The organism is Citrobacter sp. Cpo126 (assembly GCF_030332445.1).
Lineage (GTDB): Bacteria > Pseudomonadota > Gammaproteobacteria > Enterobacterales > Enterobacteriaceae > Citrobacter > Citrobacter portucalensis.
In genome coordinates, this window is sequence record NZ_JAOWHT010000043.1 from 205,341 (window position 1) to 228,162 (window position 22,822).

20 protein-coding genes, 1 tRNA gene and 2 pseudogenes are annotated in these 22,822 nt (G+C 48.0%); 12 read left to right on the forward strand and 11 right to left on the reverse strand.

Features of this window, described 5'->3' with window-relative positions:
- Nucleotides 1–11: 11 nt before the first annotated feature.
- From OGY17_RS21560 to OGY17_RS21570, 3 genes are all read right to left on the reverse strand, one after another.
- The gene (locus OGY17_RS21560; RefSeq protein WP_286608315.1) at nucleotides 12–1,034 is read right to left on the reverse strand and encodes a hypothetical protein; all 1,023 of its coding nucleotides are present in this window, start codon (nucleotides 1,032–1,034) and stop codon (nucleotides 12–14) included.
- Between the two features lie 123 nt (nucleotides 1,035–1,157).
- Nucleotides 1,158–1,892 carry a LytR/AlgR family response regulator transcription factor gene (locus OGY17_RS21565; protein ID WP_003834866.1) on the reverse strand — a complete coding sequence of 245 codons (735 nt, stop codon included), beginning with the start codon at nucleotides 1,890–1,892 and terminating at the stop codon, nucleotides 1,158–1,160.
- Between the two features lie 14 nt (nucleotides 1,893–1,906).
- The gene (locus OGY17_RS21570; protein WP_008785387.1) at nucleotides 1,907–3,604 is read right to left on the reverse strand and encodes a sensor histidine kinase; all 1,698 of its coding nucleotides are present in this window, start codon (nucleotides 3,602–3,604) and stop codon (nucleotides 1,907–1,909) included.
- 387 nt (nucleotides 3,605–3,991) lie between these two features.
- Here OGY17_RS21570 and alaC point away from each other — a divergent pair, with 387 nt between their 5' ends.
- Nucleotides 3,992–5,230 carry an alanine transaminase gene (gene alaC / locus OGY17_RS21575; RefSeq protein WP_008785386.1) on the forward strand — a complete coding sequence of 413 codons (1,239 nt, stop codon included), beginning with the start codon at nucleotides 3,992–3,994 and terminating at the stop codon, nucleotides 5,228–5,230.
- Nucleotides 5,231–5,297: 67 nt separating this feature from the next.
- Here alaC and ypdK read toward each other — a convergent pair whose 3' ends face one another.
- The gene (gene ypdK / locus OGY17_RS21580; protein ID WP_010723117.1) at nucleotides 5,298–5,369 is read right to left on the reverse strand and encodes a membrane protein YpdK; all 72 of its coding nucleotides are present in this window, start codon (nucleotides 5,367–5,369) and stop codon (nucleotides 5,298–5,300) included.
- Nucleotides 5,370–5,712: 343 nt separating this feature from the next.
- Between ypdK and OGY17_RS21585 the strand changes: the two genes are divergently transcribed.
- Complete coding sequence (locus OGY17_RS21585; RefSeq protein ID WP_032944115.1) at nucleotides 5,713–6,327, forward strand: lysozyme inhibitor LprI family protein; 615 nt, start codon at nucleotides 5,713–5,715, stop codon at nucleotides 6,325–6,327.
- A gap of 41 nt (nucleotides 6,328–6,368) precedes the next feature.
- Here the strand turns inward: OGY17_RS21585 and lpxP are convergent, their stop codons facing one another.
- A complete protein-coding gene (gene lpxP, locus OGY17_RS21590) occupies nucleotides 6,369–7,289 on the reverse strand; it encodes a kdo(2)-lipid IV(A) palmitoleoyltransferase (RefSeq protein WP_020996694.1) in 921 nt (306 codons plus the stop codon).
- A 440-nt stretch (nucleotides 7,290–7,729) separates the two neighbouring features.
- On the opposite strand from lpxP, the gene OGY17_RS21595 reads away from it, so the two are divergent.
- On the forward strand, nucleotides 7,730–7,972 hold the full coding sequence (locus OGY17_RS21595; RefSeq protein ID WP_008785383.1) for a DUF2545 family protein: 243 nt from the start codon (nucleotides 7,730–7,732) through the stop codon (nucleotides 7,970–7,972).
- Between the two features lie 109 nt (nucleotides 7,973–8,081).
- On the opposite strand, the gene pgtP is transcribed toward OGY17_RS21595, so the two are convergent.
- Nucleotides 8,082–9,473 carry a phosphoglycerate transporter PgtP gene (gene pgtP, locus OGY17_RS21600; RefSeq protein ID WP_079939112.1) on the reverse strand — a complete coding sequence of 464 codons (1,392 nt, stop codon included), beginning with the start codon at nucleotides 9,471–9,473 and terminating at the stop codon, nucleotides 8,082–8,084.
- Between the two features lie 415 nt (nucleotides 9,474–9,888).
- On the opposite strand from pgtP, the gene pgtC reads away from it, so the two are divergent.
- From pgtC to pgtA, 3 genes are read left to right on the forward strand one after another with little or no spacing between them, the layout of a single operon-like run.
- Nucleotides 9,889–11,088, forward strand: a complete 1,200-nt coding sequence (gene pgtC, locus OGY17_RS21605; RefSeq protein ID WP_104856825.1) for a phosphoglycerate transport regulator PgtC — start codon at nucleotides 9,889–9,891, stop codon at nucleotides 11,086–11,088.
- An 11-nt stretch (nucleotides 11,089–11,099) separates the two neighbouring features.
- A complete protein-coding gene (gene pgtB, locus OGY17_RS21610) occupies nucleotides 11,100–13,094 on the forward strand; it encodes a two-component system sensor histidine kinase PgtB (protein ID WP_186805021.1) in 1,995 nt (664 codons plus the stop codon).
- A complete protein-coding gene (pgtA, locus tag OGY17_RS21615; RefSeq protein ID WP_008785379.1) occupies nucleotides 13,084–14,331 on the forward strand; it encodes a two-component system response regulator PgtA in 1,248 nt (415 codons plus the stop codon). Before pgtB ends, pgtA begins: the two co-directional genes overlap by 11 nt.
- Nucleotides 14,332–14,436: 105 nt before the next feature.
- Here the strand turns inward: pgtA and OGY17_RS21620 are convergent, their stop codons facing one another.
- Nucleotides 14,437–14,976 carry a DUF2058 domain-containing protein gene (locus tag OGY17_RS21620; RefSeq protein ID WP_020996692.1) on the reverse strand — a complete coding sequence of 180 codons (540 nt, stop codon included), beginning with the start codon at nucleotides 14,974–14,976 and terminating at the stop codon, nucleotides 14,437–14,439.
- Nucleotides 14,977–15,347: 371 nt separating this feature from the next.
- Between OGY17_RS21620 and OGY17_RS21625 the strand changes: the two genes are divergently transcribed.
- On the forward strand, nucleotides 15,348–17,246 hold the full coding sequence (locus tag OGY17_RS21625) for a methyl-accepting chemotaxis protein (RefSeq protein WP_191215519.1): 1,899 nt from the start codon (nucleotides 15,348–15,350) through the stop codon (nucleotides 17,244–17,246).
- A gap of 186 nt (nucleotides 17,247–17,432) precedes the next feature.
- Nucleotides 17,433–18,065: an ECs1377 family protein gene (locus tag OGY17_RS21630; RefSeq protein ID WP_234102724.1), complete on the forward strand. Its 633-nt coding sequence runs from the start codon at nucleotides 17,433–17,435 to the stop codon at nucleotides 18,063–18,065.
- An 80-nt stretch (nucleotides 18,066–18,145) separates the two neighbouring features.
- Here the strand turns inward: OGY17_RS21630 and OGY17_RS21635 are convergent.
- Together OGY17_RS21635 and OGY17_RS21640 are read right to left on the reverse strand one after the other, a co-directional pair.
- Nucleotides 18,146–19,231, reverse strand: a pseudogene (locus OGY17_RS21635) (tyrosine-type recombinase/integrase); the annotation flags it as partial.
- Between the two features lie 160 nt (nucleotides 19,232–19,391).
- A tRNA-Arg gene (locus OGY17_RS21640) sits at nucleotides 19,392–19,466 on the reverse strand.
- A gap of 196 nt (nucleotides 19,467–19,662) precedes the next feature.
- On the opposite strand from OGY17_RS21640, the gene OGY17_RS21645 reads away from it, so the two are divergent.
- From OGY17_RS21645 to OGY17_RS21655, 3 genes are read left to right on the forward strand one after another with little or no spacing between them, the layout of a single operon-like run.
- Nucleotides 19,663–20,835 (forward strand): tyrosine-type recombinase/integrase, encoded by a 1,173-nt coding sequence (locus OGY17_RS21645; RefSeq protein ID WP_286608320.1) that lies wholly within the window; start codon nucleotides 19,663–19,665, stop codon nucleotides 20,833–20,835.
- Nucleotides 20,836–20,880: 45 nt separating this feature from the next.
- Nucleotides 20,881–21,252, forward strand: coding sequence for a DUF6864 domain-containing function (locus tag OGY17_RS21650; RefSeq protein WP_234102722.1), 372 nt, complete (start codon nucleotides 20,881–20,883; stop codon nucleotides 21,250–21,252).
- A gap of 2 nt (nucleotides 21,253–21,254) precedes the next feature.
- A complete protein-coding gene (locus OGY17_RS21655; protein ID WP_234102721.1) occupies nucleotides 21,255–21,584 on the forward strand; it encodes a hypothetical protein in 330 nt (109 codons plus the stop codon).
- A gap of 180 nt (nucleotides 21,585–21,764) precedes the next feature.
- On the opposite strand, the gene OGY17_RS23385 is transcribed toward OGY17_RS21655, so the two are convergent.
- A complete protein-coding gene (locus OGY17_RS23385) occupies nucleotides 21,765–21,896 on the reverse strand; it encodes a hypothetical protein (protein ID WP_410031990.1) in 132 nt (43 codons plus the stop codon).
- A gap of 66 nt (nucleotides 21,897–21,962) precedes the next feature.
- Nucleotides 21,963–22,067, reverse strand: a pseudogene (locus OGY17_RS21665) (dATP/dGTP pyrophosphohydrolase domain-containing protein); the annotation flags it as partial.
- A 233-nt stretch (nucleotides 22,068–22,300) separates the two neighbouring features.
- Here OGY17_RS21665 and OGY17_RS21675 point away from each other — a divergent pair.
- Nucleotides 22,301–22,747 (forward strand): tail fiber assembly protein, encoded by a 447-nt coding sequence (locus tag OGY17_RS21675; protein ID WP_234102720.1) that lies wholly within the window; start codon nucleotides 22,301–22,303, stop codon nucleotides 22,745–22,747.
- Nucleotides 22,748–22,822 lie beyond the last annotated feature (75 nt).

Consider the following 22,822-nt stretch of genomic DNA (forward strand, 5'->3'; position numbering starts at 1 on the left):
GCGCTCAGCGCTTATCCGGCCTTGTCGTTCTGGCTGTTCATATTTTCTAAAATTATCTTGATCATCTGTTGTTCAAATAAATCGGCATGCAGGTATCTTGTGTTTTTATATTTTTTATCGGTATCCAGATAGGGTTGATGCAAACAACATTCTGGCGGCGTGCATGAGATCAGGGTGTTAATAAGGTCAATTGGTTTAGGGTATTCAACAAATAGCGGGCCATGGCGATAGTTATGTTTATTTTGCCATTCCGCCAGATCGTCCATAAAACACTCTGCGGTTGGTTTCGGCATCGCGCTGGCTTTATCTTTGCCCAACACAATATAAGCCAGGTTGTATAATCCGTGCGCGTATGGCCAGAACATTTTATGGAGCTTAGTGAGCCCTGGTTCTCTCAATGCAGACACGCTTTTACAATATAAATCGAGTTGCGTGCCTGCTTCTGTCACATCCTCATCCAGGAGCGCCATCAGATAGCTGAGGATGAACATATCGCTTACTGTTTGCTTCGTGGTCAGTACCTTTTGCGCTCTTTTTCTGGCATCCACTGCAAAGTCTGCACGTTTGTACCACAACGCCATCATTAAATTCGTCATGGCTAGGTTAACAGGGTGACCGTTATCACTCATACCCAATTTTTCAGGCAATAAGAGTGGTACTCGGTCAAATAAACCCGCGGCAAGAATCTCCAGTGTTGTCCATACATTAATACTGTGATCGCAGCCTGAGTCCACACCCTGCGTCACATGTTTAATCATCGCAGACTGTCGCAGGGATAAGTGCAGAGATTCCATATCATTTGACTGTATCGCGGTTTTATATCCTAATAACTCCGGGCTGCGCTTCATGCGCAGCATAAAAAGCCATGAACTCAGCTGTTGTTGCAGTGAATAATCCAGATGGCATTGTTCATGAATATCCAGGCACTCAGCTAAATAATCGTCCGTACTTATCCAAATCAGGGCATTTTTTTCCGCTTCTTTTGCGTATTCGCGTAGATATGTACGTTGATATTTTTCGCTCAGCTTCGCCATGACATCACCTGTAAAAAATAGAGTGACGACCAATATACTACAAACTTAGTTCCGCTATCCCGTTCGTCGCGGAAACAACTGAAAGCGTGCGCTGTGCTCTCCATTCGTCACGCTTTTTCAGCACTATAAATGCATTAATTGTCTGAATTCTTTTACTTTGCTCCGACTAACCGGGATTTCAAATTCCAGATCCTTTAAACGCAGAATATAAGTGTTGTTAAACCAGGGTTCGATCTCGCGGATTTTATTCAGATTTACGCAAAACGAGCGGTGGCAGCGGAAGAAATGCGAAGCCGGCAGTTTGCTGCAAAATTCGCTGATGTTCATCGGCATGACGTATGATTCTCGTCGCGTATAGACGAACGTCATCTTTTCATGCGCTTCAGCGTAGTAGATGTCGTTGATTGGGGTCACGATGATCCGCTCATCTTTGATCAGGTTGATCGTATCGTTTTCGCGGGCCACCGGACTTACAGGTGACGTTCCCGTTTGCTGTTGCTGCCAGGCGGCTTCCAGCTTTTGCAGCATGCTGACAATGCGTGATTCCTGGTACGGCTTCAGAATGTAGTCAAAAGCTTCCAGTTCGAAGGCTTCAACGGCATGCTCTTTCCACGCGGTAATAAACACAATAAAGGGTTTATGTGCGAACTGGCTGATATTTTGTGCCAGCAATACGCCGTCCAGCGAGGGAATATTAATATCCAGAAAAATGGCGTCAACGCGGTTGTGCTGGAGATATTTCAGCACGTCCAGACCATCGTCAAACGTGCCGACAATCTCCATCTGGCTGTGCTCTTTTATCAGCCAGCTCAGTTCCTGTTGGGCCAGGAATTCATCTTCAACAATGATGACTTTCACGACTTCACTCCTGGTTAAAGCAATAATGTAGTTGGCGCGGCTGCGGGCGAGTGCACATTAGGTACATAAAAGGCAATCTCTGTGCCTGGCTCCAGACGGCGGATATGTAATCCCTCACCGTAGAGCAGCTTAACGCGATGGTGCACATTCAACAGACCAATTTTATTGCCCGGCATTTCATTGGACTCGACCCGTTCAATCACTTTTGGGTCGATACCATGACCCGTATCTCGTACGGCAATCCGTACCCGGTTGCCGCACTCCGCAACGCTGATGGTGACCACACCTTTCCCTTTGCAGGGCTGGATCCCATGGACGATAGCGTTCTCGACCAACGGCTGAATCAGCAGGCTGGGAATAAAACAGCTTACCTCTTCATCGATATCATAAATAACGGTCAGCTTGTCGCCAAAGCGGGCCTGTTCGATGGTGATGTAATCCTTGATTTGATACAGCTCTTTCTTAATGTCGATCTGCTCATCGTCTTTTAATTCAATATTATAGCGAAGATAGCGCGACAAATTAAAAATGAGCTGACGTGCGGTGTCCGGGTTAAGCCGCACCGACGATGAAATCGCGTTCAGGGCATTAAACAGAAAATGGGGATTTATTTTGCTTTGCAGTGCGCGTAGCTCTGCCTTATTTGCCATTTCTCGTAGTTGCTCTGCGCGGGAGACTTCAAGCTGGGTGGAGATGATTTGCGACAGACCGATCGCCATTTCCTGTAACGAGGAAGTGATTTGATGAGCGTGACAGTAGTAGATCTTCAGCGTGCCGGTCACGACGCCTTTCTCCCAAAGCGGGATCACCAGCATAGAGTGAATTTCCGGGGTGCGATGCGCTTCATCATTGTTTTTTATGATTATTTTACCGTGATTTATGGCCTCCTGCGTGGTGGGGCTGACGAAGTCATCGTTATCGCGGTAGTTGATCTCTCCAACGCCAACATAGGCCAGAACGTGCTGAGTATTGGTGATGGCAACCGCGTCAGCGTGGATATCGTGACGAATAATTTCGCACACCTGACGTAACGACTCGCTGTTGACCTGACGAAAGAGCGGCAGCGTTTTGTTGGCGATATCCAGCGCCAGCTTGGCCTGTTTTGCAGCGCTGGCTTCTTTCTCACCTTCAACGCTTTGTACCAGCATCACGATAAAACCAATACAGACGCTGCCGAGGATCATTGGGATACCGATTTTTGAGACAATATCCAGCCCCAGCTCGGTGGTGGGTGCCCAGGCGACGACCAGTATCATGGTCAGTGATTCGCACAGCATTCCGCCTAAAATACCCGCGCGCCAGTGCTGCGCTTTGGGGATCTTACGGTTGATCCACCCGGCAATGCAGCCAGCCAGAATGCTGGTAATAAAGCAGGGTAGGGCAGTTACGCCGCCAATATCGATCAGGTAACGGTGGGTGCCTGCGATCAGCCCCGTAATAATGCCAACCCATGGACCGAACAGGATCCCTCCTGACATGACCGCGATAATACGCACATTGACCAGAGAACCTTCTACCGGTACGCCTGACCAGGTACTGAATAGGGCAAACATGGAGAAAATCGCGGTAACTGCGAGCAGCTCTTTTGGGGAGTGGGCTGACTTGTGCAACAGTTCGCGAAACAGGCGGATACGAATCAGGAAAAACAGACAGAACAGCATCAGTGCTGCCCGGTCAAATACCGCCAGCAGCATATTGAATATTTCGTGCACGGGTGACTCTTGCGCAAGGGTTAAACCACTATGATAGGTAACCTGAGGCAGGATGACCAGCACCACCGCAGTTCAGAGCTAATGGGGAAAAACCATAATATTAAAAGGGGATTGTTGCATGATTGTTGTATTTACAGTACCTGTCCTGTGAGTACTGCGTTCAAGGTAATGTATTTAACAACAAAATGTTAAATGATGGTAATTTTTGGCGGGTTGTGAAAATGGTTATTTCCTCATTTTACTCAGCTGTTCCTCTTTTTCGTCAGGAAAAAATATTTTGTTTTGCCTCTCGACAGAAGGAAATTATTCAGGCTATTTTCTAAACGTGCCACCATCGTGGCAGCGTCGCTCGGACGGTCCGGGCGCTAACGTTAATCTGAGGATATTATGGCTGACTCCCGCCCTGAACGTCGCTTTACGCGTATTGATCGCCTTCCCCCGTACGTTTTTAACATCACCGCTGAACTGAAGATGGCTGCGCGTCGGCGCGGCGAAGATATTATCGATTTCAGTATGGGGAACCCGGATGGGGCCACGCCTCCTCACATTGTCGAAAAACTGTGTACCGTGGCGCAGCGCCCGGATACTCACGGTTATTCCACCTCACGCGGCATTCCGCGTTTGCGTCGGGCGATTTCCCGCTGGTACCAGGAACGCTATGACGTTGAGATCGATCCTGAATCCGAAGCCATTGTGACCATCGGTTCCAAAGAGGGGCTGGCGCACCTGATGCTGGCAACGCTCGATCACGGTGATACGGTCCTCGTGCCCAACCCAAGTTATCCCATCCATATCTATGGCGCGGTGATTGCCGGCGCGCAGGTGCGTTCAGTGCCGCTGGTTGAGGGTGTCGACTTCTTTAATGAGCTGGAACGTGCAATACGCGAAAGTTACCCGAAGCCGAAGATGATGATCTTAGGTTTCCCATCCAACCCGACCGCGCAGTGCGTCGAGCTGGAATTCTTTGAGAAAGTGGTGGCCCTGGCTAAACGCTATGACGTGCTGGTGGTTCACGACCTGGCCTACGCTGATATTGTTTATGACGGCTGGAAGGCACCATCGATTATGCAGGTACCCGGCGCTCGCGACGTCGCTGTTGAATTTTTTACCCTGTCGAAAAGCTACAACATGGCGGGATGGCGTATCGGGTTTATGGTGGGCAACAAAACGCTGGTGAACGCGCTGGCGCGAATCAAGAGCTATCACGATTACGGGACCTTTACGCCACTGCAGGTTGCGGCAATTGCCGCGCTGGAAGGCGATCAGCAATGTGTGCGGGATATCGCTGAGCAATATAAACGTCGTCGCGATGTGCTGGTCAAAGGACTGCATGAAGCAGGCTGGATGGTCGAGATGCCAAAGGCCTCAATGTACGTTTGGGCGAAAATTCCAGAGCAATACGCCGGGATGGGGTCACTTGAGTTTGCCAAGAAGCTGCTGAACGAAGCGAAGGTATGCGTTTCGCCAGGGATTGGGTTTGGTGATTATGGTGATACGCATGTGCGATTTGCGTTGATTGAAAACCGTGACCGTACCCGCCAGGCTATTCGCGGCATCAAGGCGATGTTTCGCGCAGATGGCCTGTTACCGACCAGTGCAAAATCGACTTCTGAAAGTACCGACTGACAGAATGTTCCCCCAAAATGCAAAACAGGAGCCTGATGGCTCCTGTTTTTTTGCTGCGTCTTTTAATTTAGATCATCAGGGCGAAAGTACCGGCCCAAACGATGACCATAAAAGAAATGCCCATAAAGAAATATTTCACTTTTCATCTCTCCGCGTACCTGGGGTACGTCTAAATGAACATATGCTTACCTGACAGAGAGCTGATGCACTCGCGAACGAAAGGGAGAATACCCCTCATTTGCTTGGCTGCATCACCTCAGAATTCTGAGCTTTAATGCTCCAGACGGCGCTAATGTACGCCTAAAAATGAGGAGAGACAAGAGGCATTTTTTTATTTAATTTTAATAACTTACAACTGTCGTGATTCGGCGACAGTTTAATTTCTGCCGGTAATAAATTGCTATTGAGCGACGGAATGGTTACTCGGAGAATTCTCATATTGCCATGATGTTAATGCGGTTAATTTTTCGCGGAATGAGATAATGAAAAGGTTAAAAATGACCAGATTAATGATGTTAGCACTCGTTTTTACGCCACTGACGTCGATGGCGGCCTCACCGTTGGCGTTTAATTTCAGCTGCGCAAGTATTGGTGGTGTGAATAGTGATGGCAAAGGCAATGTTTGGATTGATGGCTCGAAGGCGACGGTGAAGGCCTTCAATGAAAATTACTGGGAAGCCAAAAGCGGGAACAATACGGTTTCTATTTCTCGTAAAGATGACGGAAATCCGGACGTTTCCTGGAGTGGGCCGAATCGAAAGCACGGGGTATGCCTGCCTGAAGATAATATTGACTTTTCTGGGGCCAAAAAATCGACCAGCACTGGACCCTCTTTTTCCTGCGCTGCGGTTGCAAAGGGCAGTATCGAAGAGATTATCTGCCAGAGTCCTTCGCTCTCAGAAATGGATTTAGCGTTAAACGGGGCCTACAAGCAGGCGCTGGTTAAATCGAGCAATAACCCGACGCTGAAAGCAGAGCAGCGCGGTTGGGTGAAAGGGCGTAACGAGTGCTGGAAGGAACAGGATAAATCAGCCTGCATCGCCCGCAACTACAACGAGCGAATGGCTGAACTGCACAGCAAATGGGGCGTTAAGTAATTCAACCGTAGAAAAAAAGAAAGGCCTTACGGCCTTTCTTTTTAGATATACAACGAAGCTTCACCCATCGGGCGAGTTTTGAAGCGACGGTGGATCCAGAGATACTGCTCGGGTGCACGCATGATCTCTTTTTCGATAATTTTGTTCATATACGCCGCAGCCTGGCTTTCATCTGCCGGGTAACCTTCCATTTCTGGGGTGATGAACAGGCGGTAACCGGTGTTATCTGCTTTTCTCACCATGGTTACGGTCAGCATTGCTGCGCCCGATAATCGTGACAGCACGTAGGTACCGTTGGTGGTCGCCACGTCTTTGACTGCGAAGAAGGGGGCGAATGAACTCCCTTTACGACCATAGTCCTGATCGGGGGCAAACCACACTGCCTCGCCTTTTTTCAGGGCGCCGACAATACCACGCAGATTATTTCTGCCGATCATCGCCTTGTTGGAGCGCATACGACCGCGGGTTTGGATCCACTCCATCAACTTATTATTGTGCGGACGATAGGTTGCCATCATAGGCTGGCAAAGCCCCATTACGCGACCACCCAACTCGAGCGACATAAAGTGTACGCCAACGACCATCACGCCACGATTTTGCATCTGAGCGCGCTTCAGGTTGTCCAGCCCTTCTACATCAAACCATTTACGCACCCGACGGTCCGGCCAGAACCAGGCCATACCTGTTTCAAGCAGCCCCATGCCGAGCGAACGGAAATTCTCATCGACCAGTTTGTCTCTTTCTTCCTGTGACAGATTTGGGAAACAGAGTTCGAGATTTTTACGTGCAATAGATTCACGGCGTTTTAAAAATGGACGAGCCAGCGTTCCTGTACGGGTACCAAGAAAACACAATACGGGATAGGGAAGCTGTACCAGTAACCAGAGCACACCAACACCAAACCATGTGAGCCAGTAGCGCGGATGCAAAAACGCGCGTGAAAATTTACATTGGGGGAACATAAGCACCTGTTGTTGATACGAAATAGATGTATCGCGAAGATTCTTTGCCTGTCGCTTTATACTCTGCACTGATCGTTAGGCCGCCATGAACGACATTGGTTCCTGTAAAGAGTGTAAAACTGAGTCAGGACAAAACCACGAGGGGGCATGAATGATCGGACGCACAATGTACACCCGAAAATTAATGTCAGCCAGAAATAATTACTCAAGATTCGTAAATGTTTTTAGGGCGATTAAGGGCAAAATTTCGCCTATATATAATTCGTTGTTTTTATGATGATTAAATAAACGACGGAGAAACAGTGTAATAGTAAGCGGTCGAATGATTTTTGTGAATAAAATGTTGCTCAAATTGCATGCGGATAGGAATTGTCTTAGAATATAAAGTTAAGGGAGTGTAAGGACTTACGTTAAGTTTACGGCAGACAGGAGGTATCGCTATGCTCTATTTCTGGACCTTTCTCATACTGAGCATTCTGTGCGTCAGTTGCTATATCTGGCAGGTTATAGGCGCTGCGGCGTCAATTAGCGCTTTTCTCGGCATGGCCATCCTTACGGCATTAATTTACGTTTTTACTATGCGGCTGACCAATGGTAACGAAATGGTAACTGGATTATTCCTGTTTCTTGCTCCGACATGTGGTTTGATCATTCGCTTTATGGTCGCGGATGGTAAGCAATAATTTGCAATGTTACGTTTAGCAATAAATTATCACTTTGAGTTATTTATTATTTATCTGAGTTTATTGAAGTGCCAGCATCGCTGGCACTTTTTTGTGAGACCGAAATGAATTACCGGGCATCCGCCAACTGGAGTGATGCTTCCTCTTGCTGAGCATTTTTTCGCTGTTGCTCAAGTTCCAGCGCACCGCGATGAGAGAGGTAGCAGAACAGGATGCAGCAAACAATACCCCCCATCAGCAGATAGAAGCCGCCGTGCCACCCCATTTTGTCGACCATTACGCCAAACAGACTGGTGCCCAGCGATGCGCCAAAAATGTAGCTCATAAATCCGCGCAGTCCTACTGCAGAACCTACTGCGAAGCTGGGAACGATTTCCATCGTCTGAACAGAAGCGAGGAACTGTGGAACATAGATCAGGCAACCCACAATGGCGGCAAAAATAGTGACCATCAGCAGGGATTCACTTTTCCAGTAGCCGATCAAACAGACGAAAATCAGCGCCATACAAATCATGGCCAGCGGCATGCGACGGCCTTTAAACAGTTTATCGGTAAGCCAGCCCGCCAGTAATGTGGAAGGGATTGCCGCCCATTCAAAAAACAGAAAAGCGATGCTCATTTGCTCTTTCGAGAAATGTTTTTCGGTTAACAGATAAATAGGCAACCAGCTAATCATGCCAAAACGCACCATATAGACGAAGACATCTACCAGTGAAACATACCAGGCATTCTTATTACGCAGCACATAGGTGCAGAAAATCTGGAAGGCACTCATATTTTCTGGTGCCTGGACAGCGTGTCGGGAATTTAATACTACTTTTTCTTCCGGCATCATTTGTTCCAGAGCCGGTAAGCCTTCCTGGCGCGGTGAACCTTTTCCCAGCATCAGCACAATAAAAGCAAACAGTACGGCAACACCGGCCGGGACAATATAGCTGGCGCTTTGCCAGTGCTCGCTCCCTAAAATGGCAAAGGCGGCACCAACAATCGGAGCGACAATACCACCGCCAACGTTGTGAGAAATATTCCAGAATGCGCCGACGCGTCCACGTTCTTTACGCGGAAACCAGTTGGCGATGGTAATAAATGAAGGACCAACGCCCATTCCCTGAAACAAACCGTTGAAAACGACCAGAGCGGCAAAAATCCAGAATCCGGTACTGAATCCTAAACCGACGTTTACGATGGCGCACAGAACCAGGCCGCATGCCATAAAGACCTTAGGGCTGGCCTTGTCTGCCAGACTACTCATAATGCCTTTACTGATCCCATAGGCAATAAGCATGCAGCTGCTGAGTAGACCAATTTGCGTGGCACTGAGATCCAGATGTTCTTTTAGGTACGGTGTTGATAGCGTGAAGTTATTACGCACAATATAGTACGCAAGATAGCCAAGAAATACGCTGAGTAATGCCTGAATGCGGTATCGGCCATAAGTTTCCTGGACTTTCTCCGCCGGGACTTTATTTGCCGCTGGCCCTGCCTTAAATATGGATAACATATCATCACCTAAATTTATATTGATGTGAATATCAGGATTTTTCGCAGTGAAGAGTGAAATAGACGGCAGAGAAACACAAGTTGATGAAATGAGTCACTATTGACACAATTTGTGGATTGCGTGGCTGATTTTGACTCTTTTTAAATAATGGCTTTTCAATTCTATTCTTTTACGAACGCTTTTATCATCGGCGTGTGCGGATATTAACAAATTCAGACTGCGTTTTCGGGTATTCTTTACCGATGTCGTCACTTTTCGTTTGGTTATTCTACGAATAACCTTATTCTTCCCCCAGTCGGTGATAAACGGGTAAGTTTTGTCTCAATATTATTTTTTGCATATGTTGGTATTTATGAACGGGATCACAAACAGACTTTTGGGCCGGGGGCGTTGTTGGGCGTTCTCGCTCTGTTTTATGTCGTTGTCGGTGAGTTGCCTGGCGCAGGGTAAAGAGCTGGTAATGGCGACAACCTTTTCCCCTGGGGCAACGGCCTGGATTATTCAGCGTTGGCAGACTGAACCGGGGTCGGTGATGATTCGCACGTTAAACCGGACCAGCAGTTCGTTGGAGCAACTGCTGGATACCGCGAATGCGGAAAATGTTGATCTGATTTTGACCTCATCCCCTATGCTGTTGCAGCATCTGCAGGAGCATCAGAAGTTGGCGCCTTTCGAAAATGCGTTGCCGGAAAGCCAGCGGCTGGTGCCAGACTCTATCCGTTCGACCTCCGTGGCAGTGGCGATATCTGGTTTTGGTCTGTTGATTAATCGTTCTGCTCTGGTGGCACGGCATCTGTCGCCTCCTGCCGACTGGGGGGATTTAACGCTGCCCAAATATCAGAACGCGCTGTTGATGAGTAGCCCATCGCGTTCGGATACCAACCATCTGATGGTTGAGTCATTGCTACAGCAAAAAGGGTGGGAAGAGGGGTGGGCGACGCTGCTGGCGAGTGCTGGAAATCTGGTGACGATTTCATCACGCAGTTTTGGCGTAGCCGACAAAATTAAGAGTGGCCTGGGCGTGGCGGGGCCGGTCATTGATAATTATGCCAACCTGTTGCTTAACGATCCTCACCTGGCTTTTACCTATTTTCCACGCTCGGCGGTATCGCCAACCTATGTTGCTGTTCTCAAGAACAGCCAGCACCCCAATGAAGCGCGTCGTTTTATCCGCTATTTGTTAAGCCCGGAGGGACAGCGGATCCTTGCTGATGCGAATACGGGGAAATATCCGGTAACGCAGCTCGCATCTGATAATCCCCGCGCTGCTCAGCAGGCTATTTTACTGAACCAGCCTCCGCTTAATTATCGGCTGATCCTTAAGCGACAACAGTTAGTCCAGCGGATGTTTGATACCGCCATCAGTTTCCGTCTTGCGCAACTGAAGGATGCATGGCGGGCACTATACAGTGCGGAAGCACGCCTGAAACGCCCGCTACCCGAAATCAGAGCCTTACTGACCAGCGTTCCGATAGATGCCAAAAGTAGTGAAGATGAAGCCTGGCTTGCGCAGTTTGATAATAAAAGCGTTGCCGAACAGCAGATGATGGAGTGGCAGCTCTGGTTTCTTAAAAACCAGCGTCAGGCGATATCAAAACTGGAAGAATTAAAATGAAAGGTGGATCGATACTGCAACGCCTTCGCCAACTCAGCATCAGCAGCAGCCTGCGGGGAGCCTTTCTAACGGGCGCATTACTGACGTTGAGCGTAAGCTGCGTCAGTTTGTACTCCTGGCATGAGCAGAGCTCGCAGATACGCTATTCGCTTGATGATTACTTCCCGCGCGTGCATTCCGCTTTCTTGATTGAAGGAAATCTTAACCTGGTTGTGGACCAGCTAAATGAATTCCTGCTGGCTCCCAATACAACAGTAAGGCTGCAACTGCGCAATCAGATAATCTCGCATCTGGATAAAATCGAAGTGCTGAGCAGGGGGTTGCAACCAGCAGAACAGCAGCAGCTGGCGGTGATTTTGCAGGATAGCCGGGCGCTGATGGCGGAACTGGACCGGGTGCTCTACAACATGTTCCTTGTACGCGAAAAAGTGAGCGAGCTTTCCGCGCGCATTGATTGGCTACATGATGATTTTACTACTGAGCTGAATTCACTGGTGCAGGATTTTACCTGGCAGCAGGGGACGTTGCTGGATCAAATCGAGGCCAAAAATGGTGATGCGGCGCTGTATCTCAAACGTGCCCGAGAGGTGCAAAACGAGCAGCAGCAGGTCTACACCCTGGCAAGAATTGAAAACCAGATCGTTGATGATTTACGCGACAGGCTCAATGAACTGAAATCGGGTAGCGACGATGGCATGCTGGTGGAGAATCACATCCGCTACCTGGAAAATCTGAAGAAAACGGCGGATGAAAATATCCGCACCCTCGATGACTGGCCCAGTACTATCACACTGCGACAAACTATCGATGAGCTGCTGGAAATCGGGATGATGAAAAATAAAATGCCCGATACGATGCGCGATTATGTCGCAGCGCAAAAAGCGCTGGTTGATGCCAGCCATGCCAGAGAGGCCACGCTTGGGCGCTTTCGAACACTGCTGGAAGCGCAACTGGGGAGTAGCCATCAGCAAATGCAGACGTTTAACCAGCGGCTGGAACAAATTGTTCGCGTCAGCGGTGGACTTATCCTGCTGGCGACGCTGCTGGCGCTACTTCTCGCCTGGGGGCTTAACCACTACTTCATTCGCTCGCGTCTGGTGAAGCGTTTTACTGCGCTCAACCAGGCCGTGGTGCAAATTGGTCTTGGCAGAACGGATGCCTCTATCCCGGTATATGGACGCGATGAACTGGGGCGTATCGCAGGCTTACTGCGTCATACCCTGGGCCAGTTGAGCGCGCAAAAAAATCAGCTGGAGCAGGAAGTGACCGAGCGCAAGGAGATTGAATCCGATCTTCGTGCAACGCAAGATGAGCTGATCCAGACGGCAAAACTGGCGGTGGTCGGCCAGACTATGACCACGCTGGCGCACGAGATTAATCAACCGCTGAATGCACTGTCGATGTACCTGTTTACGGCAGGGAGGGCAATCGAACAGGGGCAACCCGCTCAGGCCAGAAGCACATTAACCAAAGCGGAAGGGCTGATTACTCGCATCGATGCCATTATCCGTTCACTGCGTCAGTTTGCTCGCCGGGCCGAACCTGGCACGCCTCTGCATCCGGTCGATCTCCGACAAACGTTCAACGCTGCCTGGGAACTGTTGGGCATGCGACACAAGCCACAGCAGGGTACGCTGACGCTCCCAGACCGGGGCGTGTGGGTGGCTGGTGATGAAGTGCGTATCCAGCAGGTGCTGGTAAACGTCCTGGCAAATGCGCTGGATGCCTGTCCGGTTGCGGCGAAAATAGAGGTTCACTGGCAGACCGAAGGCAGCCGGTTGTGCGTATTTATCAGTGATAACGGCCCCGGTTGGCCTGGAGCATTATTACCATCACTGTTAAAACCGTTTACCACCAGTAAGGATGTTGGCCTCGGTATTGGCTTATCGATTTGTGTATCGTTAATGATGCAAATGAACGGCGAACTGCGCCTGGCGTCGACCCCGGGGCGCAATGCCTGCGTCGTTCTGCAATTTAATCTGACGGATGTAAACGATGTTGAGTGATGAATATTCTGTTCTGCTTATTGATGATGATGCCGATGTTCTTGACGCTTACACCTTGTTGCTTGAACAGGAGGGATATCATGTATTCGCATGCAGTAACCCTTTTGATGCCCGAAATTGGCTGCAGGCCGACTGGCCAGGGATTGTCCTGAGCGACGTGTGTATGCCTGGCTGTAATGGAATTGACCTGATGACGTTGTTTCATCAGGATGACAATCAGCTTCCGATCCTGTTGATCACCGGACATGGCGATGTCCCGATGGCGGTGGACGCGGTGAAGAAAGGTGCGTGGGATTTTCTGCAAAAACCGGTTGATCCAGGCAAACTGCTGGTGTTGGTAGAGGATGCGTTGCGTCAGAGAAAATCTGTGATTGCACGTCGTCACTATTGCCAGCAAAAGCTCCAGGTTGAACTGGTCGGCTACAGTGACTGGGTTAATCAGTACCGCCAGCGCTTACGGCAACTGGCTGAAACGGATATTGCCGTCTGGTTTTATGGCGAGCCGGGAACGGGGCGTATGACCGGAGCCCGTTATTTGCATCAGCTTGGGCGCAGCGCTGAAGGACCGTTTATCCGCGGGGAATTGACGTTAGAGAATGCGGGGCAACTCAATGACCTTATTGCCCAGGCGCAAGGGGGAACGCTGGTCCTGAGCCATATTGAGTGCCTGACGCGCGAACAGCAGCACCAACTGGTGCATTTGCAAAGCCAGGAGCGGCGTCCGTTTCGCTTAATTGGCATTGGCGCCACTTCGTTGGTGGAACTGGCGGCAACTAATCAGATTGTGGCCGAACTTTATTACTGTTTTGCGATGACGCAAATTGGTTGCCAGCCGTTGTCTCAGCGCCCGGATGATATTGAGCCGCTGTTTCGCCATTATCTGCAGAAAGCCTGTCTGCGCCTGAATCATCCCGTGCCCGAGGTTGACGGGGAATTACTAAAAGGAATGCGGCGTCGCGTGTGGTTAAGCAATGTTCGAGAGCTGGCCAATGCCGCCGAGCTTTTTGCAGTTGGGTTATTGCCACTGGCTGAAACCGCGAATCCACAGCTACATTTGCCCGAACCGACACCGCTCGATCGTCGGGTCGACGAGTACGAGCGACAGATCATTACCGAAGCGCTTAATATTCATCAGGGACGTATTAATGAAGTGGCGGAGTATTTACAAATTCCGCGTAAGAAACTGTATTTGCGCATGAGAAAATACGGACTGAGCAAGGAACACTATAAGTTATAGCAGATGGCGTGTGGGGAAGAAGAGCGGTTGACGGTATTTCGGTGGCGGCGCTAGCGTTCACCGAAATACGCGACGGAACTCCGGGTGATTATCGGGGTGTTTTTCTTACCACATCAAATCGTCAGGAATGACAAAATCAGCATACGGATCGTCTTCGTCCTTCGCTTCCTGGCTCAGTTCGCAATTGAGAACAATATAGCTTGCATCGCGCTGGGCAATCTTGTCGGCGACAACAGCCGGGATAATAGCGTATTCGCTCTCGCTGCTGCTTTCAGCCGTCAGGCGGGCAATGGCCAGACGGCCCTTGATCAACTGAGACTGGGTTACTTTATCAACATAAACTTTTTTGATCAGGTTATTGTCAGTAAAGTTGTAACCAATATCGCCACGAGAAATGGTGATTTTGTTCATCTCGATCAGCTGCTTGATCTGCGCTTTGTATTCTTTAGACAATGCGGCCTGCTTCTGCTGTTCGCTGAGCTGCTTATCACGCTCGACCTGTGCTTTTTTATTTTCTTCAACCGCTTCTCTGGCTTCACGAGCCTGAACGCGCGATTTTTTCGCCGTTCTCTGCACTTTCGCCATTTTTTTGCTGCTGACCAGACCTGCTTTAAGCATCTGTTCTTGTAGGGTAAGTTTTGTCATTGTCGCTTCTAATCCAAAAAATCGTTGCAAGGATTATAACCTTAACGTTCGGCGGGACGCCAGAATGATGGCCGCGCCATGGCTGTTATCTCGGGCTGCTGTCACTGTCCTGTGCTTCTCTCTCTTTTGAATCAGTTAATGATTACCTGATTTTTTAATAAAAAATAATATGCCAAATAAGTTAATAAAATGGACTATAGGTTTACAAATCCGTATTAGTCAGGGTTTTATTCTGATTGAAGTAATTAAATAGAGTTATTCTGGCAAAAATTTAATCTAAAAAACAAACGGTTGCCCATTGTTCAAATTTAAAGAGCCGCTTCTTTACGCCGATAACCATAATGAAGATATGGATAATGGAGGGAAGTGGCATGTGGTGGGTTTATCGAATGCCGATGAAAATGAAGTTAATAATTGCGCTACAACCATTATTACTGGCGTTATGTTGGTTTGCTGGTTCAGGAATATTAACGCGCATTGAGACAGAACGGCAGATGGAGAATATTGCCCAACTGACAGCGCTCGCACGCAGTGCCGGAAATGTAGTGCATGAATTGCAAAAAGAACGCGGCATGAGTGTCGGGTTTCTGGGGGCTGAAGGGAAGACGTTCAAAGATGAGTTAAACGCACAGCGGGCTTTGACCGATCGCGAGATCGAGGTATTTGTGCGGTCACTGTCCGATACTGCCTTACCGGAAGGGGATGTCGCCACTTCTGTCGCTGCGTTTAAGAAAAATATTCTTTCGCTCGCTACCATCCGCGAAAACGTCACGCAGTTGGGGCTTCCAGCATCAGATGTGGTTAAGTTTTATACCAATGTCATTGCTGATGTGCTGAATTTTGTGGGTAGATTGGGGCAGTTGACGGATTCTGGTGAGATGGCAAACGCATTCGCCGCCTACTACAACCTGCTGAATTTGAAAGAACAGGCGGGTATTGAACGGGCGCTGTTATCAAATATCTTTTCCTCCGGCCATTTCGCCGACGGACAGTTACATCAGCTCAGTGATGTCGTCAGTAAACAGAACGTTTGGTTGGCAGAATCGTTACGCCTGAGTTCACCGGAACAGGCGACCATGTTGAAAAGCCGCTTACAGTCAGCAGAAGCGTCTAAAGCCCTCGCATTTCGCGAGATCGCGTTTAACCATGTCGAGAACGGTGGATTTGGTGTCGATCCTACTACCTGGTTTAAAGTACAAACCCAGCGTATTGAAGTGATGCGGCAGATAGAAAATGTGACGGCGAATCGTCTGTTGGCGAATGCAGAAAAACTCGCGCAGGATGCACGAAAAAACTGGCAAATATATATGGCTGTTAGCCTGTTAGCGCTCCTGGCATCATTGACGTTCGCTGGGGCCATCGCAATCAATATGCACCGTCAGTTTAGTGACACGCTACGCAAGATTGCGGGTATGAATGGCGATCTGACTCAACGTCTGGCGACCCCGGGCAAAGATGAGCTTTCCTCACTTAATCGTGCATATAACACGATGCTGGAAAGTATTCAGCATATTGTACAGGAGATTAAGCAAGGCTCCGTGGTTTTGTCCGATGCCAGTAGCAGTATTACGGCGGGAAATCAGGATCTGGCTCAACGTACAGATGAACAGGCTGCATCAATAGTAGAAGCTGTGGCCAGTATGGAGCAGTTATCAACTGCGATTACGCAAACGGCGGATAATGCCCGCGAAGCGGAGCATCTGACAATCAGACTGGAAAAAGAGGTCCGACAGGCCAGTAACGTTGCCAGTGCGGCGAACCAGAGCATGGGGGATATTCGCGCTTCCAGTGAGAAAATCTCGAATATTGTGACCTCGATTGATGATATTTCGTTTCAGACTAACTTACTGGCGCTGAATGCGGCAGTGGAAGCTGCACGGGCTGGAGAGATGGGCAGGGGGTTTGCTGTCGTAGCCAGTGAAGTGAGAAATCTTTCGCAGCGTTGCGCCAAAGAGGCTAACCAAATCCGTGAGCTGGTCGCGCAGAATATGGTCAAAATTAGTGAGGGCGTTGAACGGGTTACTGCATCTGCTACCGCGCTGGAAGCCGCGGCGGATAATACCACCAGTATGAAGCAATATATTGCGGATATCGCTCGTGTGGCGACGGAGCAGTCACAAGGGGTAACCCAGATAAACCTGGCATTGCGACCGATGGAACAGGTCACACAGCAAAATGCGGCGTTGGTATCTCAGGCTGCGAGCGACAGCCAGCGGCTGGACAATCTGTCGGCAACCATGAAGGATCTGGTTAACCGTTTTGTTGTCTGACGTGATGCAGTTTAACCGACCCGGACAATATACCGGGTCGGTTAGTTGTCGTATCCTCATGGTGAGGATACGAGGGAAGATTGGTCAGGCACTTTCAGTGGGTTAGAAAAAGATTTCTGACACAGGGATGTCGTCGCTGGTAAAGTGAGCAACCAATACCGAGATCTGGCCAGAAGGGAATTCAGTGTGACCGAGCGTATTGATTATCAGGCTGAAAAATATAGTTTTACTGAGGCGACAGAGTGTTCCCGTCTTACCGGCCAGTGGGCTGATGTTATTGCTGAATGCCGGGAAATGAAGGCGGGGCCCCAAGAACGTCTGCGTATTGCTTTATTGAATGTGGACTACGTGACCAGCTTTGAGCTGCCTTTCCGCCTGTTATTACTCCGTACCCCGCAACTGATTGCCAGCGTGCGTGAAGAGCTGCAGCTTAGTCAGAAAAACGTCATCTTTAACGGCAAACGCTTTGGTTGTGTTTACAGCCTGAAAGCGAGTCTCGGTGGGATACCGGATGAATTTCAGTACCGCCTGTCACATCGTATCCGGCGCATTAGTCCTGCAGGTTCAAGCGAAGCGCCATATCAGCAGATTGCTAAAACAGTAAAAGCGCCGCGTGAACGTCTGAAGCTGGCACTGGAATCGGGCCTTGATGTCACTGCGCTGGATGGGCTTTTCTGGTTTGGCAGCCAGCGTATTGCCGCTGATGTGTTGAGGCTGAGAAAAGCAGGGATGCGGATAGCGACAAAGCAGAAAATGGTGTCCGACAATCTTACTGCAACAGTGAGGAATATGCCGTATTACCGCCTGGCCCAGGGATGAACTGACTGGTAAATGAAAGAATTTTGACTGGATGCCTAAGAATTCATGGTCCCTGCAGGAATGTGATTAGTGAATTAATAGATTGAGTTCTTATCAACATGCGCAAGCTGCATTTCAATCCAGGCGCTCTCAAATCCATACTCGTGCAAGATGGTGCTCATCGTATGCCTGAAACCATGACCCGTTAACCGACCATGATAGCCCAGTAGCTTTATTACTTTGTTGATACTGGCTTCGCTCATTGGTTTCCTGACGTCGTTTCGTCTTGGGAAAACGAGGTTGTAATTCCCTGTTATTTCTTGCAGCTTTTTCAGGATGCTGATTGCCTGAGTAGATAACGGAACCAGATGAGGGCGGCGTTTCTTCATCCGTTCTTTGGGGATCTCCCATAAGGCATTATCTAAATCAAACTCAGCCCATTCCGCTTCACGTAGTTCAAATGTTCGCACGCCTGTTAGCATCAATAGCTGGGTGGCGTATTTGGTGACTAAACTGCCCTGATAGTTATCCAGAGCATTGACGAACTCGGGCAACTCGCTTTCAGTCAGGAACGGGAAGTGTTGAGTTTTAGGTTTGTTGAGTGCGATAGCTAAATCGGGTGCAAAATTATACTTTGCTCTACCTGTGGCAACAGCATAACGAAGCACTTCACCGCAGCGGCGGCGGATCTTGCTGGTTTGCTCTAGCGCACCTCTTTTCTCAATTTTTTGCAGGACGGTGAGCAGCTCTAGTGGTTCAATCTGCTCAATTGGGCGTTGGCCGATGAAAGGGAAAATATCCTTTTCCATGCAGTTGAGTACCTCTTTTGCATACCCCTCTGACCAGGTGGTTTTTTTCGATGAGTGCCATTCTCTGGCCACAGACTCAAAGCTGTTCTCATGCGCAAATTGCAAGGCAATCTTATCTGCTTTTCTGGCTTCATTTGGGTTGATCCCTTTGGCTAACATCGAACGCGCTTCATCTCGTTTAGCACGTGCCTGTGCTAACGACACATCACCATATACGCCGAAGGAAATCATCTTAGGCTTACCTGCAAAGCGATAGCGGAAACGCCAGCCTTTACTGCCCGTTGTGTCGATGGGGAGTGATAGTCCCATACCATAGTTAAGCGTATAGGGTTTGTCCTTCGGTTTTGCTCTTTTTATTTGGATGTCAGATAGCAGCATGTGTATAGAAAAAAGATCGAACTCAGTTATACACAATGTTATACGCAAAGATGTATAGATTCCATTAGAGAAAATGGTACTTTGCTGGACGAGTATAAGGATATGAGAACAGTTAAAACAATGAGTTATGGAACTGATTGGACTTAGTGAGAAGTGTTCATGGTGTCCCCTGCAGGAATCGAACCTGCAACTAGCCCTTAGGAGGGGCTCGTTATATCCATTTAACTAAGAGGACGTATATCTAACTGATTTTCAAGCGCTCAGCTTGGGTCGCATGTTATCCTATCATTCCCCGTATCATCAAGCATTTCATTCCTTTTTATTTCCTATCCTTTCTTATCTTTCCGCTTAGAAAATCACTTCGTTCACTTGCCATTGCGTACAGATTGAGTACAGAATGCTGAAATTCAGTGTGTACAGGATACAGAGCCGTGGCCCTTAGTGATACCAAACTTCGCAGCATCAATGCTAAGCCCTACAGTGGCGCACCCGAAGTCACAGATGGTGACGGTCTGAGTGTACGCATAACCCCGATAGGAACGATTACGTTTCAACATCGCTACCGTTGGAACGGTAAGCCAGTGCGCCTTACTATAGGACGCTATCCGGCAATGTCTCTGAAAGATGCTCGTGTCATCGTGGGTGAGATGCGCGAATTGTACCTCAAGGGACTAAACCCTAAAAATTATTTTGCTAAAGAAGATGGTGAGCTAACACTAAAAGAGTGTCTGGATCAGTGGTGGAGCAAGTATGTTGAAACTCTGAAACCAAATACACAAACGTTATACAGGTCTGTTGTGTACAACACCATGTACACAGAATTTCCAGATGCGCCGGTAGTAAATATTCCTGTTTCAGCCTGGGTAAGGTTCTTCGACAAGCAGGAAAAGAAAAACGGGAAAAAGGCCAGAGTGCTGCTTCTCCAGCTCCGTTCCGTAATGAACTGGTGTATAAGCCGACAGTTGATCTCTTCATGCGAAGTATTGAAGCTCAGCGTTAAGAACATAGGAAAGAAACCTGATGTTGGTAGCCGGGTTCTCACCTATACCGAGTTGGCAAAAATATGGTTAGCGTTGGAAAACAACAAGATCGTTACCTCTAACAAGGTACTTCATCAGCTTCTGTTGCTTTGGGGGGCAAGGTTGTCGGAACTTCGCCTCGCTACCGCCAGCGAGTTCAATATGGATGATCTGATTTGGACAACGCCAGCAGAACATTCCAAGATGGGTAACGTCATTCGTCGGCCTGTGTTTGATCAGGTGAAGCCTTATGTTGAGCGGCTACTAAATGCTGGAAATGATGTATTGTTCCCAGGCCAAGAATTGGACAAACCTATAGATCGTTCGTCAGCAAATCTCTACATGAAAAAATTGAGGGATAAAATTGATATACAGGAGTGGCGAACGCATGACTTCAGGCGTTCACTGGTTACGAACTTGTCAGGGGAAGGTGTTATGACCCACGTCACTGAAAAGATGCTAGGGCACGAGCTTGGGGGAGTGATGGCTGTGTATAACAAACACGATTGGCTGGTGGAGCAGAAAGAAGCATATGAACTTTATGCTGATAAGATTTTTTGGTATGTTAAAGAACTAAATAGATAGATATCTATCGTATGAATTTTCTAAATAGATTAGGTGTGAGGTGTGATGATGAGAACCGATGACATTGGTATTATTAGTGATGTCAAAATAGGCGGTAAGGTTGTCGTTAATTCGAACACTTATTTACTTCCTGCAAATGCTACGAAGATGGAGGTAGGGTTAGGTGACAATAAGAAGTATGTGATTTCGTTTTCGTATGATTCAGATGATCAATCTGTACGATATAATGGTTCTCCCAATGATGCTGGAGGGGAATACATACTTAATTTGATCAACTTCGGCAATATGTTTGGAGAGGGAATTATGGAGCCATTCCCTTTTTTCATAAAAAATAATATCCAACATTATCTTTCATTATGGGTTCAAACTAACGGTGATAAAAGTAGAGTTGTCACTATAACAATAATGAAGGATTAACTATGTCGTCAGAATTTAATGACGCTGTGAGTAAGGATATTGGTGGTAAAAAAACGTCCTTTAACTCAGCGAATAGAGGTGCTGCACTTTCAAATTCAATAGCTCAAGTTATTGGAGAGGGAGACAACGCTAAAAATAGTGTTGTATGGAAAATTATAACATACACCCTTTATATGTATTCATGTGTTATCACTGTGATGATGGGGAATGATATTTTTAGGTATGGTGGAGTTAATTGCATCGACATTATTAAAGATACTTGGGCGACGTACTCTCCAATTCTAACTTTATCTTTGGGGTATATGTTTGGGAAAAGAGAGAAAAAAGAATAAGTTAATATTGTTTTGATATTTAAAGTCAATCCATGAATTGACTTTGAATGTGCTTATTTGTCTTTATATGTGCGTTTTGCTTTTTCTATTAACACCGCCATCCTCAAACCATTTCATTACTGCTTTTCTGCTATAACGCGAAGGGTAGGTAAGTACAGGGTTGGGAAAATTGTGCTCTTTTCATAAACGCCAAACCGCTGTTTTTTCCTTGCCGAGCAGTTCGAAAACTTCCTGCTCTTCCATAAAGTCGGTAGTAGTCATGAGCACCTCATCAAAAATTACCGTTAAAAACACATGTTCCACATCCGCCACGAGCACCTTCATAACAGGTATCGCAACGATCTACTTTTTTCGCTCTAACACATACTGGTGAGATGTTTTGATGTGCTGACGAGGTTCTCCGTTTTTTGGTTCAGGCCATTCACGTTGTTTATTAACTGCCAACTTTTCTAACATCGCCAGGGTAAGCTGCTCGTCACTGATATCCGGAAGGGGAGCTGGAGCTATCCCGCATCAACGAGGCCATCTCGATTGCGACCGGGGAATACAGCTATCAGCTTATTGAGCCTGCCGCCAGTATTCCGATCGCGAAAAATGCACTGGCGGTGATGTGAAAGCATAACTACAACCGGATTTAGCGCCACGACTTGTGCTGTTTCTGCTGTTGCTCCAACAACTACCTCTTCCGCTGTTTTCGTTGCCTTTGGATATTAATCATGAAAACCTATAGTGTTAATTACATCTGGGACGCAACAAACGTCCGCCTTCTCGCTTACGTGTTGAAAGAAAAGTATGAGGATGCCGATATGTGGCCTGAGAATGGTATTGATGTTTCTGACGAAGTATCAGCCGAATTTACCGGACAGCCACCCGCAGGAAAAATGATTAGTCTAGGAGGCGACGGAATGCCTGCCTGGGTTGATCTACCACCTCCATCACATCAGGAATTGGTGGAGCAGGCTGAGAAAGAAAAGCAGGCCAGAATTGACCATGCTAACGAGTATATGAACAGTAAGCAGTGGCCAGGCAAAGCTGCAATTGGCTGCCTGAAAGATACAGAAAAAGTTCAGTACGTCACCTGGTTGGATTATTTGGATGCGCTTGAGGCGGTTGATACCTCAAGCGCACTATATATCTCGTGGCCTGACAATCTCAAATATTAGGCACTTGTCTAAGGGCATAATTATATTGAGCCAACATGTATCTAACCAGTTTGTCGGCTATTGATAGGATGACCG